The 17,579-nt window shown below is 70.5% G+C and carries 15 protein-coding genes and 1 pseudogene; 8 read left to right on the top strand and 8 right to left on the bottom strand.

Translation table 11 applies throughout. The annotated features are described in order from the left end of the window. Window positions 1-80: 80 nt before the first annotated feature. Complete coding sequence (gene gap, locus ACFYQA_RS09915; protein ID WP_388914163.1) at window positions 81-1,079, bottom strand: type I glyceraldehyde-3-phosphate dehydrogenase; 999 nt, start codon at window positions 1,077-1,079, stop codon at window positions 81-83. A gap of 107 nt (window positions 1,080-1,186) precedes the next feature. Next, window positions 1,187-2,143 carry a GlxA family transcriptional regulator gene (locus tag ACFYQA_RS09910; protein WP_388914160.1) on the bottom strand — a complete coding sequence of 319 codons (957 nt, stop codon included), beginning with the start codon at window positions 2,141-2,143 and terminating at the stop codon, window positions 1,187-1,189. A gap of 212 nt (window positions 2,144-2,355) precedes the next feature. On the opposite strand from ACFYQA_RS09910, the gene argC reads away from it, so the two are divergent. From argC to ACFYQA_RS09885, 5 genes are all read left to right on the top strand, one after another. Next, on the top strand, window positions 2,356-3,396 hold the full coding sequence (gene argC / locus ACFYQA_RS09905) for an N-acetyl-gamma-glutamyl-phosphate reductase (RefSeq protein ID WP_388914157.1): 1,041 nt from the start codon (window positions 2,356-2,358) through the stop codon (window positions 3,394-3,396). Then, complete coding sequence (gene argJ / locus ACFYQA_RS09900; RefSeq protein ID WP_388914154.1) at window positions 3,393-4,544, top strand: bifunctional glutamate N-acetyltransferase/amino-acid acetyltransferase ArgJ; 1,152 nt, start codon at window positions 3,393-3,395, stop codon at window positions 4,542-4,544. Before argC ends, argJ begins: the two co-directional genes overlap by 4 nt. After that, window positions 4,541-5,485 carry an acetylglutamate kinase gene (argB, locus tag ACFYQA_RS09895; protein ID WP_388914151.1) on the top strand — a complete coding sequence of 315 codons (945 nt, stop codon included), beginning with the start codon at window positions 4,541-4,543 and terminating at the stop codon, window positions 5,483-5,485. Before argJ ends, argB begins: the two co-directional genes overlap by 4 nt. Next, on the top strand, window positions 5,482-6,690 hold the full coding sequence (locus ACFYQA_RS09890) for an acetylornithine transaminase (protein WP_388914148.1): 1,209 nt from the start codon (window positions 5,482-5,484) through the stop codon (window positions 6,688-6,690). The genes argB and ACFYQA_RS09890 overlap by 4 nt, the downstream gene beginning before the upstream one ends. 84 nt (window positions 6,691-6,774) lie before the next feature. Beyond that, window positions 6,775-7,314, top strand: coding sequence for an arginine repressor (locus ACFYQA_RS09885; protein WP_388914145.1), 540 nt, complete (start codon window positions 6,775-6,777; stop codon window positions 7,312-7,314). Between the two features lie 116 nt (window positions 7,315-7,430). Here ACFYQA_RS09885 and ACFYQA_RS09880 read toward each other — a convergent pair whose 3' ends face one another. The 5 genes from ACFYQA_RS09880 to ACFYQA_RS09860 form a co-directional block, all read right to left on the bottom strand. Then, window positions 7,431-8,168, bottom strand: a complete 738-nt coding sequence (locus ACFYQA_RS09880; protein ID WP_388914616.1) for an FAD:protein FMN transferase — start codon at window positions 8,166-8,168, stop codon at window positions 7,431-7,433. 55 nt (window positions 8,169-8,223) lie between these two features. Continuing rightward, a complete protein-coding gene (locus ACFYQA_RS09875) occupies window positions 8,224-9,408 on the bottom strand; it encodes an FMN-binding protein (RefSeq protein WP_388914142.1) in 1,185 nt (394 codons plus the stop codon). Between the two features lie 39 nt (window positions 9,409-9,447). After that, entirely contained in the window at window positions 9,448-10,830 is a 1,383-nt protein-coding gene (locus ACFYQA_RS09870) for a ferric reductase-like transmembrane domain-containing protein (protein WP_388914139.1), read from the bottom strand. Between the two features lie 98 nt (window positions 10,831-10,928). Next, window positions 10,929-11,573, bottom strand: a complete 645-nt coding sequence (locus ACFYQA_RS09865; protein WP_388914136.1) for a pyridoxamine 5'-phosphate oxidase family protein — start codon at window positions 11,571-11,573, stop codon at window positions 10,929-10,931. Window positions 11,574-11,708: 135 nt separating this feature from the next. Next, window positions 11,709-12,596, bottom strand: a complete 888-nt coding sequence (locus ACFYQA_RS09860) for a hypothetical protein (protein ID WP_388914133.1) — start codon at window positions 12,594-12,596, stop codon at window positions 11,709-11,711. Between the two features lie 314 nt (window positions 12,597-12,910). Between ACFYQA_RS09860 and ACFYQA_RS09855 the strand changes: the two genes are divergently transcribed. Together ACFYQA_RS09855 and argH are read left to right on the top strand one after the other, a co-directional pair. Continuing rightward, the gene (locus ACFYQA_RS09855; protein ID WP_388914130.1) at window positions 12,911-14,104 is read left to right on the top strand and encodes an argininosuccinate synthase; all 1,194 of its coding nucleotides are present in this window, start codon (window positions 12,911-12,913) and stop codon (window positions 14,102-14,104) included. A gap of 160 nt (window positions 14,105-14,264) precedes the next feature. Continuing rightward, complete coding sequence (gene argH / locus ACFYQA_RS09850) at window positions 14,265-15,692, top strand: argininosuccinate lyase (protein WP_388914127.1); 1,428 nt, start codon at window positions 14,265-14,267, stop codon at window positions 15,690-15,692. Window positions 15,693-15,825: 133 nt separating this feature from the next. On the opposite strand, the pseudogene tnpA reads toward argH, so the two are convergent. Next, window positions 15,826-16,205: pseudogene (gene tnpA / locus ACFYQA_RS09845) on the bottom strand (IS200/IS605 family transposase); the annotation flags it as partial. Between the two features lie 747 nt (window positions 16,206-16,952). Here tnpA and ACFYQA_RS09840 point away from each other — a divergent pair. Beyond that, window positions 16,953-17,462 carry a reverse transcriptase N-terminal domain-containing protein gene (locus tag ACFYQA_RS09840; RefSeq protein ID WP_388914124.1) on the top strand — a complete coding sequence of 170 codons (510 nt, stop codon included), beginning with the start codon at window positions 16,953-16,955 and terminating at the stop codon, window positions 17,460-17,462. Window positions 17,463-17,579: the final 117 nt, after the last annotated feature.

Below are 17,579 nucleotides of genomic sequence, written 5' to 3'. Positions count from 1 at the left end.
CGGCCCGGCCGGCCGACCAGTGCGCTCACAGGAGGTGCTGGGCGGCGAGGCCTCCGAAGCAGGGCCGCCCCGGTTTCCGGTCAGCCGGTGGCGAGGAGTTCGAGCGTGTCGATCACGCGGTTCGAGAAGCCCCACTCGTTGTCGTACCAGGCGACCACCTTGACGTGGCGGCCGTCGACGCGGGTGAGGGCCGAGTCGAAGATCGACGAGGCCGGATTGCCCGTGATGTCGGACGACACGAGCGGGTCGTCCGAGTACTCGAGGATGCCGGCGAGTGGCCCCTCCGCCGCGGCGCGGTACGCCGCCAGCACGTCCTCACGCGTCACGTCGCGGGCGACGGCCGTGTTGAGTTCGACGATCGATCCCACCGGAACCGGTACGCGGATCGAGTCGCCCGACAGCTTGCCGTCGAGGTTCGGCAGCACGAGGCCGATCGCCTTGGCGGCGCCGGTCGTGGTCGGCACGATGTTGACAGCGGCGGAGCGGGCACGGCGGGCGTCGCGGTGCGGACCGTCCTGCAGGTTCTGCTCCTGTGTGTAGGCGTGCACCGTCGTCATGAAGCCGTGCTCGATGCCGGCGAGGTCGTCGAGTACCGCGGCCAGCGGCGCGAGGGCGTTGGTCGTGCACGAGGCGTTCGAGACGATCGTGTGCACCGCCGGGTCGTACGCGTCGCTGTTGACACCGAACGCGAGTGTGACATCGGCGCCGTCCGCCGGCGCGCTGATGAGTACCCTTTTCGCGCCCGCGTCGATGTGGGCGCGGGCGGCCGTGGCCGACGTGAAGCGGCCGGTCGCCTCGAGCACGATGTCGACGCCGAGCTCGGCCCATGGCAGCCGCGCCGGTTCACGCTCGGCGAGCACGGTGATGCGACGGCCGTCGACGACGAGGGCGTCCCCGTCGGCATTCACCGGGCGGCCGAGCCGGCCCGCCGTCGTGTCGTAGGCGAGCAGCCGCGCGAGGGTGGCGGGCTCCGTGAGGTCGTTGACGGCGACGACCTCCAGGTCGCTGTCGCGTTCGAGCAGCGCGCGCAGCACATTGCGTCCGATGCGGCCGAATCCGTTGATGGCGATGCGAGTCATGAGTGCTGTCCCTTCGGGTTCGCCACCAGGTTCGCGTGCGGCGTCCGCCGGTGACAGCGGCGTGATCGCCACGGTCCGAAAGGATCGCGCCATGTGGTGGTGGCGGGCTACTGCCCCTGGGCGAAGGTGCGCCGGTACTCGCTCGGCGTGGTGCCGAGGATGCGATGGAAGTGCAGCCGCAGATTCGCACCGGTGCCGAGACCGACGTCGGCGGCGATCTGCTCGACGCTCCGCTGCGAACGCTCGAGCAGTTCGCGGGCCACGTCGATGCGGGCGCGCATGACCCACTGCATCGGCGTGTATCCCGTGTCCTCGACGAAGCGCCGCGAGAACGTGCGCGGCGACACCGCCGCGTGCCGGGCGAGCGCTTCAAGGGTGAGGGCCTCGCCGAGCCGGTGCAGCGCCCACTCCCGGGTGGCGGCGAACCGCTCGCCGAGCGGCTCGGGCACGCTGCGCGGTACGTACTGCGCCTGACCGCCGCTGCGGTAGGGGGCCGCCACCAAGCGCCTGGCCGCGTGGTTCGACGCGGCCACCCCGAGGTCGCCGCGCAGAATGTGCAGGCACAGGTCGATGCCCGAGGCGGCGCCGGCCGACGTCAGCACGCTGCCCTCGTCGACGAACAGAACGTTCTCGTCGACCTGGACGAGCGGATGCTTCGCCGCGAGTGCCCGCGTGTAATGCCAGTGCGTCGTGGCGCGCTTGCCGTCGAGCAGGCCCGTGGCGGCGAGCGCGAAGGCGCCCGTCGAGATGGCGGCGAGCCGCGCGCCCCGGTCGTGGGCGCCGATCAGCGCGTCGACGACGGCCTGCGGCGGGTCGTCGCGGTCCGGGAACCGGTAGCCGGGGACGAAGACGATGTCGGCCCACTCAAGTGCGTGGAGGCCGTGGGCGACGTAGTACGACAGGCCGTCGCCGCCGGTCACGAGACCGGATTCCGCGCCGCACACCCGCACCTCGTACGGCATGCTCGCGCGGGTCGTGAACACCTGCGCGGGAATACCGACATCGAGAGGCTTCGCACCCTCGAGCACGAGGACGGCGACGTGATGCGGGGACGGGGCAGGCACGGGGAAGAGGGTACGCGGGGGTGCGGGGGCGTATCGGCCTGGTTCCGAAAGCCGGGCAGGTCCGCCGGGGCCCCGGCTCACCTGCGGGCCGGCTCGACCGCTCACGGGCCACCTCAAGAACTCGGTCACACCCGGCACGGGCAGGCAGCTCGACCCCCATTGCATAAACCTGCGGCTATACGTATAGTCATGCCGTCGAGGAGGAGGTTTCCGTGAGCGTACGAGTAGCTGTGGCCGGGGCCAGTGGATATGCGGGCGGGGAGCTCCTGAGGCTGCTGCTCGCGCACCCGGGGGTGGAGATCGGTGCGCTGACCGGGAACTCCAATGCCGGGCAGCGGCTCGGGAGCCTGCAGCCGCATCTGGTGCCGCTCGCCGAGCGGGTGCTGGAGCCGACCACCGCCGAGGTGCTCGCCGGGCAGGGCCGGCGGCATGACGTGGTCTTCCTCGCGCTGCCGCACGGGCAGTCCGCCGCCGTCGCCGAGCAGCTCGGTCCGGAGGTGCTCGTCGTCGACATGGGCGCCGACCACCGGCTCGCCGACGCCGTCGACTGGGAGAAGTTCTACGGCTCCCCGCACGCCGGCACCTGGCCCTACGGCCTGCCCGAACTGCCGGGTGGCCGCGCCGCGCTGGAGGGGTCCAAGCGCATCGCGGTGCCCGGTTGCTACCCGACCGCCGTCTCGCTCGCCCTGTTCCCCGCGTACGCGGCGGGCCTCGCCGAGGCCGAGGCGGTGATCGTCGCCGCCTCCGGCACCTCCGGCGCGGGCAAGGCGGCCAAACCGCACCTGCTGGGCAGTGAGGTCATGGGGTCGATGTCGCCGTACGGCGTCGGCGGCGGCCACCGGCACACCCCCGAGATGATCCAGAACCTCAGCGCGGCGGCGGGGGAGCGGGTCTCCGTCTCCTTCACGCCGACACTCGCGCCGATGCCCCGCGGCATCCTGGCCACCTGCACCGCGAAGGCCCGGCCCGGCGTCACCGCCGAGTCCGTCCGGACCGCCTACGAGAAGGCGTTCGCCGACGAACCCTTCGTCCGCCTCCTCCCCGAGGGCCAGTGGCCCGCGACGGCGTCCGTTTACGGTTCCAACGCCGTTCAGATCCAGGTCGCGTACGACGGGGCCGCGGGGCGGATCATCGCGATCAGCGCCATCGACAACCTCACCAAGGGCACCGCGGGCGGCGCTCTGCAGAGCATGAACATCGCCCTCGGGCTCGACGAGTCCACCGGACTGACGACGATCGGAGTCGCGCCGTGAGTGTGACGGCAGCAAAGGGATTCACGGCGGCGGGCATCGCCGCCGGGATCAAGGAGAACGGCAACCCGGACCTGGCCCTCGTGGTCAACAACGGACCGCGCCGCGCCGCCGCGGGCGTCTTCACCTCCAACCGCGTCAAGGCCGCACCCGTGCTCTGGTCCGAGCAGGTACTGAAGAGCGGCCAGGTCGCCGCCGTCGTCCTCAACTCCGGCGGTGCCAACGCCTGTACGGGGCCGAAGGGCTTCCAGGACACCCACGCCACCGCGGAGAAGGCCGCCGAGGTGCTCGGGGCCGGCGCGGGCGAGATCGCCGTCTGCTCCACCGGGCTCATCGGCGTCACCCTCCCCATGGACAAGCTGCTCCCGGGAGTCGGGACGGCCGCGGGCCGGCTGTCCGAGCACGGCGGTGAGAAGGCCGCCATCGCCATCAAGACCACGGACAGCGTGCACAAGACGTCCGTCGTGACCAGGGAGGGTTGGACCGTCGGCGGCATGGCCAAGGGCGCCGGCATGCTCGCCCCCGGCCTCGCCACCATGCTGGTCGTCCTCACCACCGACGCCGACGTCGAGGCCGGGGCACTGGACCGGGCCCTGCGCGCCGCGACCCGGGTCACCTTCGACCGCGTCGACTCCGACGGCTGCATGTCCACCAACGACACCGTGCTGCTGCTCGCCTCCGGCGCCGCCGGCGTCACCCCCGGGTACGAGGAGTTCGCCGAGGCCGTACGCGCCGTCTGCGACGACCTCGGCCAGCAGCTCATCCGTGACGCCGAGGGCGCCAGCAAGGACATCAAGGTCGAGGTGGTGGGCGCCGCGACCGAGGACGACGCCGTCGAGGTGGGCCGCTCCATCGCCCGCAACAACCTCCTCAAGTGCGCCATCCACGGCGAGGACCCCAACTGGGGCCGGGTGCTCTCCGCGATCGGCACGACGAAGGCCGCCTTCGAGCCCGACGCGCTCGACGTCGCCATCAACGGCGTCTGGGTGTGCAAGAACGGCGGCGTCGGCGAGGACCGCGACAAGGTCGACATGCGCTACCGCGAGGTCCACATCGTCGCCGACCTGGGCGCCGGGGACGCGACCGCCACCATCTGGACCAACGACCTCACCGCCGACTACGTCCACGAGAACAGCGCGTACTCGTCGTGAGCGCCACCCGCAAGCACACCGCCCTGCCCAAGGCGCAGATCCTCATCGAGGCGCTGCCCTGGCTGACCCGGCACCACGGGAAGACCGTCGTCATCAAGTTCGGCGGCAACGCCATGGTGGACGAGGAACTGAAGAACGCCTTCGCCCAGGACGTGGTCTTCCTGCGGCACGCCGGCCTCAAGCCGGTCGTCGTGCACGGCGGCGGCCCGCAGATCAGCGCCGCGCTCGACCGGCACGGCATCGTCAGCGAGTTCAAGGCCGGCCTCAGGGTGACCACCGAGGACGCCATGGACGTCGTACGGATGGTGCTGGCCGGACAGGTGCAGCGCGAACTGGTCGGGCTGCTCAACCGGCACGGGCCCTTCGCCGTCGGCCTCACCGGCGAGGACGCGCACACCATCACCGCGACCCGGCACCGGCCCGAGATCGACGGGGAGTTCGTCGACATCGGACGGGTCGGGGAGATCACCGAGATCGACACCGGGGCCATCGAGGCCCTGCTGGCCGACGGCCGTATCCCGGTCGTCTCGTCGATCGCCCGTTCCCAGGACGACCACCATGTCTACAACGTCAATGCTGATACGGCGGCTGCGGCACTCGCTGCTGCTCTGGACGCCGAGACCCTCATGGTCCTCACCGACGTCGAGGGGCTCTACGAGGACTGGCCGAACTCCGACGAGGTGATCAGCCGTCTCACCGCGTCCCAGCTCGAGAAGCTCCTGCCGGAGCTGTCCTCGGGCATGGTGCCGAAGATGGAGGGCTGCCTGCACGCCGTGCGCAACGGAGTGACCACCGCCCGCGTCATCGACGGCCGGGTCCAGCACTCGATCCTGCTGGAGATCTTCACCGACGAAGGCATCGGCACCATGGTCGTCCCCGACGAGGACACCGTGGCCGGACCCGCACAGGACGAGACACCGCACGCACAGGGGGAATCGTGAGCAACGAGGAGCTGAGCGCGCGGTGGCAGGGCGCGCTCATGAACAACTACGGCACGCCGAAGCTGTCCCTGGTCAGCGGCGCGGGTACCACCGTCCGCGACGCCGACGGCAAGGAATACACCGACTTCGTCGGCGGGATCGCCGTCAACGCACTCGGCCACGCCCACCCTGCCGTCGTCGAGGCCGTCAGCCGGCAGATCGCCTCCCTGGGTCACGTCTCCAACCTGTACGTCGCCGAGCCGCCCGTCGCGCTCGCCGAACGGCTCCTGCGGCTCTTCGGCCGTGACGGCCGGGTGTACTTCTGCAACTCGGGCGCGGAGGCCAACGAAGCCGCGTTCAAGATCGGACGGCTGACCGGCCGGGCCCACATGGTCGCCACCGACGGCGGCTTCCACGGCCGCACCATGGGCGCCCTCGCGCTGACCGGCCAGCCGGGCAAGCGGGAGCCGTTCGCACCGCTGCCCGGGGACGTCACCCACGTCCCCTACGGTGACGCGCAGGCCCTGGCCGCCGCGGTCACCGCGGACACGGCGCTGGTCGTCATCGAGCCGATCCAGGGCGAGAACGGGGTCGTGGTCCCCCCGCCCGGCTATCTGAAGGCCGCCCGCGCCATCACGGCCGCCACGGGCGCGCTGCTCGTCCTGGACGAGGTGCAGACCGGCATCGGCCGCACCGGCAACTGGTTCGAGTACCAGGCCCACGAAGGCGTCCTGCCCGACGTCGTCACCCTCGCCAAGGGACTCGGCGGCGGGCTGCCGATCGGCGCGACCGTCGCCTTCGGCCGCGCCGCGGACCTGCTGCACCCCGGCCAGCACGGCACGACCTTCGGGGGCAACCCGGTCGCCTGCGCCGCCGGGCTCGCCGTCCTCAACACCATCGAGAGCGAAGGACTGCTCGAGAACGTCAAGCGGCAGGGCGAGCGACTCCGCGACGGGATCGAGGCCCTCGGCAACCCGCTGATCAGCCATGTCCGGGGCGCCGGCCTCCTCCTGGGTATCGTGCTCACCGAACCGCTCGCGCCCCAGGCGCAACAGGCGGCTCAGGACGCCGGTTTCCTGGTGAACGCGCCCGCCCCCGACGTCGTACGGCTCATGCCGCCGCTGATCCTCGGGGACGACGCGGTGGACGCCTTCCTCGGGGCGCTGCCCGGCATCCTGGACGCGGTCGGCCGGGCGGCGGACGGGGAAGGACGAGCCGGACGGTGAGCCGGACCACGCACCGGGGCGAGCACCGCACCACAAGCCGAAGAACGCCCCAGAGGACAACCGGAGAATGAGACGACGATGACGATGAGCCACGATCAGGACCACGGACAGCCTGCCGGGCCTGCCGTACCGCAGACCCGCACCGCGCGCCACCGCCGGATCGTGGACATCCTCAACCGACAACCAGTGCGCTCCCAGAGCCAGTTGGCGAAGCTGCTCGCCGACCACGGACTGACCGTCACCCAGGCGACGCTCTCCCGGGACCTGGACGAGCTGAACGCAGTGAAGATCCGTGACACCGACGGCGACCTCATCTACGCGGTGCCGAGCGAGGGCGGCTTCCGCACCCCGCGCGCACCGCTGGGGGAGTCCGCCAAGGAGGAGCGGATGCGGCGGCTCTCCCAGGAACTGCTGATCTCCGCGGAGGCGTCCGCCAATCTCGTCGTCCTGCGCACCCCGCCCGGCGCCGCCCAGTTCCTGGCCTCGGCGATCGACCAGGCCGAACTGCACGACATCCTGGGGACCATCGCCGGCGACGACACCCTCATGCTGATCAGCCGCGACCCGGCGGGCGGGCAGGCCCTGGCCGAGCACATGCTGCGACTGGCGCAGAACGGGAACTGAGCAGAACGGGAACTGAGCAGAACGGGAACTGAGCAGAACGGGAACTGAAAGGGGCCGCGCGGCTGCCCGCGGCCCCCGTGCGGACGGCCTCGGCGTCCCCCGGCACCGGTCGGGAATCACCCCAGCCGGGACGCCAGGCCCCCCGTGCAGCGCACCTCGTCGCCCGCGGTGATCAGCAGCGCCTCCACGTCCGGCAGCGTCTCCAGCCATGCGAGCCCCTCCCGGGACCCCATCGCGAAGGCGGCCGTGGCCCAGCAGTCGGCCCAGGTCAGCCGGGGCGCCACCACCGTCACCGCGACCAGGTCGGTCACGGCGGAGCGGCCGGTGCGCGGATCGACGATGTGATCGCCGCGCTCGGCGGTGCCCGAGGTGGCGACGGCCAGCTCGTCGGTCCCGGCGGCGGAGACGACGGCCGCCAGGCCGCCCGGACGGAGCGGGTCCGACACGCCCACCCGCCACGGCCGCCCGGCGCCCGGCGTCCCCAGCAACTGCACGTCACCGCCGCCGTTGAGACTCACGCCGACCGCCCCGGCCTCCGCGAGCCGTCGTGCGGCCCGCTCGGTGGCCCAGCCCTTGACGATGCCGGTCGGGTCGAGCCCGCCCCGGTAGCGGGTGCTGAACCAGCCGTCGCTCACCCGTTCCGCCTCCGCGGCCAGCTCCAGCACCTCGGCGACCTCGGGGTCGCACTCCCCGACCGTCAGCTCGCCGCGCGCGAGCCGCGAGATCTGCGAGTCGTCCCGGTAGGTGCTGAACACCTCGTCGACGCGGCGCAGTCCGGCGGCCGCGTCCTCCAACGCCGCGTGCACAGCGGCGGGTTGCCCGCCGCGGACGTCGAAGGAGAAGACGGTACCCATCGTCTCCTCCGTACGACGCACCGCGGCGGGAGCCTGTGCGGACTCGGCCACCGTCTCAGCCACCGGCCTTGTCCAGTGCGGACTGCAGCGACTTCTTGTACCCGGCGCTGGTGTACGTGGCGCCCGACACGGCGTCGACGTCCGCGCCGCCGGACTTCACGACGGCCTGGTTGAGCCTCGGGACGGACTGGTTGGTGACCCGGTCGCTCTGGCCGCCCTTGGGCGCCTGCACGGCCACGGCCTTGGTGATCTTCCCGCCCTCGACGGTGATCCGGACCTGCACGGCTCCGTACTCCGTCTGCACCGCGTCACCTGTGACGGCGCCGTCCTTGAGGGCGGCCGGGGCGTTCCCCCCGGCTCCGTCCTGCCCGCTCCCGGCGGAACCGTCACCGGCGGAACCGCTGCCGGCGGACGCGTCCGCGGCGGAGCCGCCACCGCTCTCGGCGGCTTCGGCCGCTCCGGCGGCCTTCGCCTTGTCCAGTGCGGACTGCAGGGACTTCTTGTAGCCGGCGCTGGTGTACGTCGCGCCGGACACCGCGTCGACGTCCGCGCCGCCGGCCGCGACCGCGGCCTGGTTGAGCCTGGGTACGGCGTTGGCGTTGATCTGGTCGCTCTGGCCGCCCTTGGGGGACTGGACGGCCTCGGCCTTGGTGATCTTCCCGCCGCTCACGGTCAGGCGTACTTGTACCGCGCCGTACTGGGTGTCGGCCGCGTCACCGGTGACGGTGCCGTCGCCGAGGGCCTGCGCGCTCCCCGCGCCGCCCTGCCCGTTCCCGTTCTCGGCCGCTCCGGCGGCCTTCGCCTTGTCCAGTGCGGACTGCAGGGACTTCTTGTAGCCGGCGCTGGTGTACGTCGCGCCGGACACCGCGTCGATCTCGCCGCTCTGCGCGGCGACCGCGGCCTGGTTGAGCCTGGGTACGGCGTTGGCGTTGATCTGGTCGCTCTGGCCGCCCTTGGGGGACTGGACGGCCTCGGCCTTGGTGATCTTCCCGCCGCTCACGGTCAGGCGTACTTGTACCGCGCCGTACTGGGTGTCGGCCGCGTCACCGGTGACGGTGCCGTTCGCGATGGCCTGGGTGCCGCCCTGCGGGGACTGCGCGGCCGCGGGCGGGACCGTGCCGCCGGCCGCGTCCGCCGAGCCCTGGTCGGAACCGGGCTTCAGCGTCAGCAGCAGCACGATCCCGGAGACGGTGGCGGCGGTGGCCAGCACGGCACGCCTGACGGGGTGACTCTTCCTCATCGCTTCTCAAGCTCCTGATGGGTATGGATGACCCGTCGCTCACATCTCGAACGACTCGTGGTGGATACGGCGGGCGGGGACCCCGGCGCCGCGCAGTGCGTCGTAGACCGACTGGGCGAACCCGGGCGGGCCGCACATGAAGACGTCGTGGTCGTCGATGTCGGGGATCTTGCGGCGCAGACTGTCCGCGGAGATGTCGGGGCGCTCCCCGTCGGGGCTGTTCACCGCGTACATCAGACGGGCGCCGCGCTCGTCGGCGATCTTGGCCAGCTCGTTCCACAGGGCCAGGTCGTGCGTGGTGTTGGCCCGGTAGAGCAGGGTGATGTCGCCGGAGGCGCCGGGCAGCGTCTCGAACAGGGCCCGCATCGGCGTGATGCCCACGCCACCGGCGACCAGCAGCACCTTGCCGCGGCTGCGGCGCTGGGCGGTCAGCGCCCCGTAGGGGCCCTCCGCCCACACCCGGGTGCCGGGCTCCAGCTCGCGCAGCCGGGAGGTGTGGTCGCCGATCGCCTTCACCGTGATCCGCAGCATGTCGGGACGGGGCGCCGCCGACAGCGAGTACGGGTGGGAACTGAACCGCATCCCCGGTGCCAGGAACCGCCAGCGGAAGAACTGCCCCGCCTCGGCGCCGATCCGGTGCAGCTTGCGCCCGCCGATCAGCACCGACACGATGCCCGGCGTCTCCTCGATGACCGCCTCGACCCGCATCCTGTGACGCAGGTTCAGCCGGATCGGGGTGAGCACCCGGTACCAGAGGACCAGCGCGGTGACGACTCCGTAGAGCCCGTACCAGAAGGTCTTCGCGGACGGCTGCACGGCGAACTCGTTGCCGGTGGTGATCTGGTGCCAGAACGTCAGGTACATCGCCGCGTACGTCAGCAGGTGCACGTGGTACCAGCTGTCGTACGGCAGCCTGCGGCGGACCGGGCCGATCGAGAGGAAGGCGATCAGGAACAGCAGACCCGTTCCGATGGCGGCCTTGCCCATGTCCGGCAGCTGATCGACCGAGGTGATCGTCTGCTGGACGATGTCGCCGAGGGTCTTGCCCGCCTGGAGGGCGTAGCCCCACATGATGAGGAAGACATGGGCGATGACCAGGCTGACGGTGTAGCGGCCGCTCATCGCGTGCCAGCGGGCGACCCGGTCCGAGCCCACCCGGCGTTCCAGTGCGGGCACCCGGGCCATCTGCAGCACCACGAGGGCCATCAGATAGCCGGCCAGGAGGCCGGTGATACGGCCCGCGGCGATGATCCTGCCGGTGGTGTCCGAGATGGACGGTGTGTTGTTCCACCACAACCACAGCACGGCCACCGCGCCCGCCCCCACGGCGAGCAGCAGGGGCACGGCTGGGGAGCGGCGCGGACGGATGCGGCGCATCGTCTGGCGGCGGGCGGCACGTCCGCCTGCGAGCGTGGTGGTCACGGTTCCTCCGTGGGACTTGGCCCTTGACCCACACATACGTGCCGTGACCCGGGAGCGTTCAGCGATACCCGGAGGCGGGACGGACTTTCGCAGCAGGCCTAAGACGCGTCCGTGGCCGCGGTCTTCCGGGGCGCCGGAAGCTCCGGCTCCGGCTCCGGCTCCGGCGACGGGGGCAGTGGCAGGGGCAGCCCGGGGAGGCCGTCGAGGCTCGTCGCGACGTGTTCCTTCTTGGTGAAGTACGCGTCCAGCGAGGCGTCGTCCTCGCGCGCGAACCGCTTCCCGTGCAGGTCGCGGTCCGCCTCGTACGCCATGAAGGGGACGGCGTAGCCGCAGGTGTCGCGGATGAGGTCGGCGGTCACCACGACGATCGCGCGCAGGCCGTGGGCCGTCGGGTCGATGCCGGGGAAGCGGACGAGCAGCTCCACAAAGCGCGGGTCGTCCCGGAAGACGGGCTCCCCGCGGCCGTGCACGCGCACGATGTTGGGCGGCCCCTGGAAGGCGCACCACATCAGGGTGATGCGGCCGTTCTCCCGCAGATGGGCGATGGTCTCGGCGGTGGAACCGGCGAAGTCGAGGTAGGCCACGGTGAGTTCGTCGAGGACCGCGAAGGACCCCTTGAGGCCCTTGGGTGAGAGGTTGACCGTGCCGTCGGCGGACAAGGGCGCGGTGGCGGTGAAGAAGACCGGCTGCGCCTCGATGAATGTACGCAGGCGGCCGTCTATGCGCTCATAGGTTTTTCCCATGGTCACCGAGTATGAACACAGTTCGTTTGTCTGTCTAAGGATTTCGGCGGCCGACGCGGGTTCCGGGCAGAGCCGGGGACCCGCCCGTGGCCGCCCCGGCCGGCGTGTCGCGGGGCGGCCACGGCGCCTGTCACGTCACTTCGTGAGCGTGCAGGCGGCCAGGGAGTCGAGTCCGGCGGGGCGTTCGGCGGTGCGGCCGATGGCGGTGGCGATGCGGTTGATGGCGGCCACGCGCTTGTCCTCCAGGGGGCCGAGGATGGCGTTCTGGACGAAGTTGGGTCCGCCCTGGCCGACGGTGTCGACGAGTCGCTGGTTGGCTTCGGCGATCTGGGTGTCGAGTTGGCCGAGGTTGCGGTCGACCTCGGCCTGGGCGGAGGCGGGGATCGCGGGAAGCTCCGGCGCGACGGCGGGGCAGCTGATCGTGCCCGCGCCTGCGTTCCCGGCGTCGTCCGCGCCGTTGCCGCCCTCCTGGCCCGCGTCGCCCTGGTCCGCCCCTTGGCCGGCGTCGTCGGCAGGTGGGGTGGCGGCTTCCCCGCCGTCGTCGCCGCCGGCCTCCCCGCCCGCCTCCGCCGCGCCTTCCGCGTCGAGCGTGCAGGCGGCCAGGGAGTCGAGTCCGGCGGGGCGTTCGGCGGTGCGGCCGATGGCGGTGGCGATGCGGTTGATGGCGGCCACGCGCTTGTCCTCCAGGGGGCCGAGGATGGCGTTCTGGACGAAGTTGGGTCCGCCCTGGCCGACGGTGTCGACGAGTCGCTGGTTGGCTTCGGTGATCTGGGTGTCGAGTTGGCCGAGGTTGCGGTCGACCTCGGCCTGAGCGGAGGCGGGGATCGCGGGAAGCTCCGGCGCGACGGCGGGGCAGCTGATCGTGCCGGGTCCCGCGAGCGTCCGGGCGTTCGTGTCGTTGCCGTCGGACGACTCGCCGGCGAGGGCGGATCCGGCGATCACCGCACCGGACAGCGCCACCGCGGCAGCGCCGCCGATGAAGCCGACGCGACGCTTGTTGTACTTCGGAAGGGCCCTGGACATGGGAATGCCTCACTCGGGTCGGGGGTGGCTCGGGGTGCGTGGGGGCGAGCCCGTGGGGGAGGGCCCGGATGTGCCGACGCGGCGCCTGCGTCCAGCGGGAGATACGGGAAAGCGGTTACCCGCGTTCAACCACCCGCCGAATCGGCCCCGGTTTCCGCACCCTCCGCGCGGAGGGCTCCGCACACTCCGCACACTCCGTGCCGAATCGACCCTTCCGAGGGGAGTCGGACCCTCCGGAACGGAGCCGGATTGACGAATCATGCATCCTCCTGCATACTCATGCATATCAGCGAATGCACTGTAAGGAGAATCCCGTGACCGAGCGCGTCGTACTCGCCTATTCGGGCGGTCTGGACACCTCCGTCGCCATCGGCTGGATCGCCGAGGAGACGGGCGCCGAGGTCATCGCCGTTGCGGTCGACGTCGGCCAGGGCGGCGAGGACCTGGACGTCATCCGCAAGCGCGCGCTCGCCTGCGGTGCCGTCGAGGCCGAGGTCGCGGACGCCAAGGACGAATTCGCCGACGAGTACTGCCTCCCGGCGATCAAGGCCAACGCCCTCTACATGGACCGCTACCCGCTGGTCTCCGCACTGTCCCGGCCGACGATCGTCAAGCACCTCGTCGCCGCCGCGCAGAAGCACGGCGCCACCACCGTCGCCCACGGCTGTACCGGCAAGGGCAACGACCAGGTCCGCTTCGAGGCCGGCATCGTCGCCCTCGCCCCCGATCTGAAGTGCATCGCCCCGGTCCGCGACTACGCCATGACCCGCGACAAGGCCATCGCCTTCTGCGAGGCCAAGGGCCTGCCGATCGCGACCACGAAGAAGTCGCCGTACTCCATCGACCAGAACGTGTTCGGCCGCGCCGTCGAGACAGGCTTCCTCGAGGACATCTGGAACGCGCCGATCGAGGACGTCTACGAGTACACGCAGAACCCCGCCGTGGCGCGCGAGGCCGACGAGGTCGTCATCACCTTCAAGGAGGGCGTGCCGGTCGCCGTCGACGGCAAGCCCGTCACCGTCCTCCAGGCCATCCAGCAGCTCAACGAGCGCGCGGGCGCCCAGGGCGTCGGCCGGATCGACATGGTCGAGGACCGCCTCGTCGGCATCAAGTCCCGCGAGGTGTACGAGGCTCCCGGCGCCATCGCACTGATCACGGCCCACCAGGAGCTGGAGAACGTCACCGTCGAGCGCGAACTCGCCCGCTACAAGCGCCAGGTCGAGCAGCGCTGGGGCGAACTGGTCTACGACGGCCAGTGGTTCTCCCCGCTCAAGCGCGCCCTGGACGGCTTCATCACCGAGGCCAACCAGCACGTCAACGGCGACGTCCGGATGACCCTGCACGGCGGGCGGGCCGTCGTCACCGGCCGGCGCTCCGAGTCGTCCCTGTACGACTTCAACCTCGCCACCTACGACACCGGCGACACGTTCGACCAGGCGGCGGCCAAGGGCTTCATCGACATCTACAGCCTGTCGTCGAAGATCGCCGCCAAGCGCGACCTCGCCTGACCGTCCGACCGCCGGATCGCCCGACCCGGACAGACCCCGGCGGCCTGACCGGCCGACGAACCGTCACGCACTACTCTGACACCGCCTCCTCACTCTCCTGCGCCTGAGTGAGGAGGCGGTGGCACATCCCTGACCTGCCTGTCTTCGAGGAGCAACGCAAGTGAGCAGCAACAGCGGTGACGTACGGCTCTGGGGCGGCCGTTTCGCCGACGGTCCCGCCGAGGCCCTGGCCAAGCTGTCCGCGTCCGTCCACTTCGACTGGCGGCTCGCGCCCTACGACATCGCCGGTTCGCGGGCGCACGCGCGCGTGCTGCACGGGGCGGGCCTGCTCACCGAGGACGAGCTCACCCGCATGCTCGAGGGCCTCGACCGGCTGGAGGCGGACGTCGCCGACGGCTCGTTCACCGGCACCATCGCCGACGAGGACGTGCACACCGCCCTGGAACGCGGCCTGCTGGAGCGCCTCGGCCCCGACCTCGGCGGCAAACTGCGCGCCGGACGTTCGAGGAACGACCAGGTCGCGACCCTGTTCCGGATGTACCTGCGGGATCACGCCCGTACGCTCGGCGGCCTGATCGTCGAACTCCAGGACGCCCTCGTGGGCCTCGCCGAGGCCCACCCGGACGTGGCGATGCCCGGCCGCACCCACCTCCAGCACGCCCAGCCGGTGCTCTTCGCCCACCACGTCCTCGCCCACGTCCAGGCGCTGTCCCGGGACGCCGAGCGGCTGCGTCAGTGGGACGAGCGGACCGCGGTCTCGCCGTACGGCTCGGGCGCACTGGCCGGCAGCAGCCTCGGCCTGGACCCCGAGGCGGTGGCCCGCGACCTCGGCTTCGAGCACGGCAGCGCGGCCAACTCCATCGACGGCACGGCATCGAGGGACTTCGTCGCCGAGTTCGCCTTCATCACCGCGATGATCGGGGTGAACCTCTCCCGGATCGCCGAGGAGGTCATCATCTGGAACACGAAGGAGTTCTCCTTCGTGACCCTGCACGACGCCTTCTCCACCGGCTCGTCGATCATGCCGCAGAAGAAGAACCCCGACATCGCGGAGCTGGCGCGCGGCAAGTCGGGCCGGCTGATCGGCAACCTGACCGGCCTGATGGCCACCCTCAAGGCCCTCCCGCTCGCGTACAACCGCGACCTCCAGGAGGACAAGGAGCCGGTCTTCGACTCCATCGACCAGCTGGAGATCCTGCTGCCGGCCTTCACCGGGATGATGGCCACCCTCACCGTGCACCGTGAGCGCATGGAGGAGCTGGCCCCGGCCGGGTTCTCGCTGGCCACCGACATCGCCGAGTGGCTGGTCAAGCAGGGCGTGCCGTTCCGCGTCGCGCACGAGGTCGCCGGCGAGTGCGTCAAGACCGCCGAGGCCGAGGGCAAGGAGCTCGACGAGCTGACCGACGAGCAGTTCGCGAAGATCTCCGCCCACCTCACCCCCGAGGTGCGCACCGTCCTCAACGTTCCCGGCGCCCTCGCCTCCCGCGACGGCCGCGGTGGCACGGCACCGAGCGCGGTCGCCGTCCAGCTCGCCGAGCTCAGGACGGACCTGGCCGCCCAGCACGCGTGGGCGGCCGCCAAGAAGTAGCGGCCGCCAAGAAGTAAGGGAGCGGGTGTCGCGGGGGCATCACGGGTTACCAGGACTCTTGCAGAAGTCCCCGGCGTTCACGCCGGGGATGGATGCATCTCAGGACTGCTCTGACGTGCATCTTAAAGCGGACTTTTTGCTGCTCGATGTACTGACGGACGATCGCCAACGGCGCTCCGCCGCACGATGCGGAGAAATACGAGGGCGACCACAAGTGCTCGTGCATGATGGCGCGGTTGACCTGTCCGGTGAACTCTCCCCCGGCCTTCGGCCGGGAGGTGCCCCAGCCGTGTCCGGCGGGCGGAGACGCCCTTGAGGCTGCTGACCGGCGTGGAGACGGCGACCTTGGGCGGATGGTGCACCAGGAGGTGGACGTGATCGTGTCCGCCGGTGGGCTTCTTCGGCTCCGCCTCGAGGTCCTCGCACACCGTGCGCATGATCTCTTCGCAGCGCGTCAGCGTCTCGTCGTCGAACACCCCGCGCCGATACCTTCGCCACAAAGACCACGTACACATCTCCGTCATGGAAACAATGCGTCTTATATGCCTTTCGTCGTTCCGTGCCGTGATGAGGTCAATGACCGTAAGGTCTTGAGCTGTGCAGCTCCGCTGCAACTACCGCGTGCGACACGAGGTCGCACCGTGCAAGTGGGGGCCCGCGACTCGCGGCGATCCCCCGGGCCAGTGCTCAAGGCCCGATCCCATGTCCACATGCGTCACTGGCAACGGTGGGGTGTGAAGCTGGGCACTCAAGGCCCAAGGGCGCCAAGGTATCTGGCGCTACAGACCGAGGGGTAGTTCGGACGGGTGAGCGAGAGCGAACCCTCATGTAAAGCCTCGTGAATGTAAGCCGCCCGGTACCAAGCAACGGTGGCGGTCGATGACCTGGATGCGGAAGAGCATCAGGTGAGCCTGCGGATTCGGAGCCGCAGGTTGTGAGTACCACCGGTCACGGGGCAGAGAGGGTACCCTCCCCGAGCGCATCTTGACGGTGCGGAACGTGGAAACCCAGTCGAGGTCCAGGAACCTGGTAGGCCGACCGCAAGGGAAGCGGAATCCCTCAGCTGGACAGGAAGACCCAAAAAGCGAAAGCCGGCCCCCGAAAGGGAAGGGGAAAGCGGGGTTATCCCGTATAACCCGCCGGATACGGGGCTCGTCCCCGGCCCGAAAGGGAGCAGACGTGGGTCTGGTGAGCCTTGAAGTGAAACTGCGAAGAAACCAGAACCGAGGGACAAGTTAGACGCCAGGGAGGCGATGAACCATGACAGGCGCGTCGCGCGACCTGGTGAACGGACCCGAGGACGCTTCCCAGCTCTGGCACCAGATTGATTGGAATCAGCGCGAGGAAGAGGTGCGGCGACTGAGGCAGAGGATCTTCAGAGCGGTGGAAGAGGGGAACTGGCCAAAAGCCAGGAATCTCCAGAAGCTCATGCTGCGAAGCCATTCCAACACTCTTACGAGTGTTCGGAGGGTGGCCCAGCTGAGCACGGGCCGTAAGACCGCTGGTGTGGACAGGAAGAAGGCACTCACGCCGAAGACGAGATGGAACAAGGATGCCATCAAGAGAATCCGGAAAAGGCTCAGTGCAGAGGTGAAGGGCCTGTACGGGTCCAACGCCGCAGGAATGCTGAGTGCACTGACGCCGATCATTCGGGGTTGGTCTGCCTACTACCGGAAGGCAGTCTCGTCGCAGATATTCTCGAGTCTCGACCACTACGTGTGGAAGTTGACATGGGAATGGGCGCGACGGAGCCACCCGCAATGGCCATGAGTTAAGCCGTGTGGGGTGTGAGCTGGTGGAGCACGATGGTGCGGGTGACTCGGCGGGTGCCGGGGTCGGTTGAGCTGCGGGTCTGGTAGCTCAGGTGGGGACGTTTCGTGGTCCGGG

The organism is Streptomyces sp. NPDC005774 (genome assembly GCF_042871645.1).
Classification (GTDB): Bacteria; Actinomycetota; Actinomycetes; order Streptomycetales; family Streptomycetaceae; genus Streptomyces; species Streptomyces pratens.
This window is presented reverse-complemented; position numbering and strand designations above follow the sequence as displayed.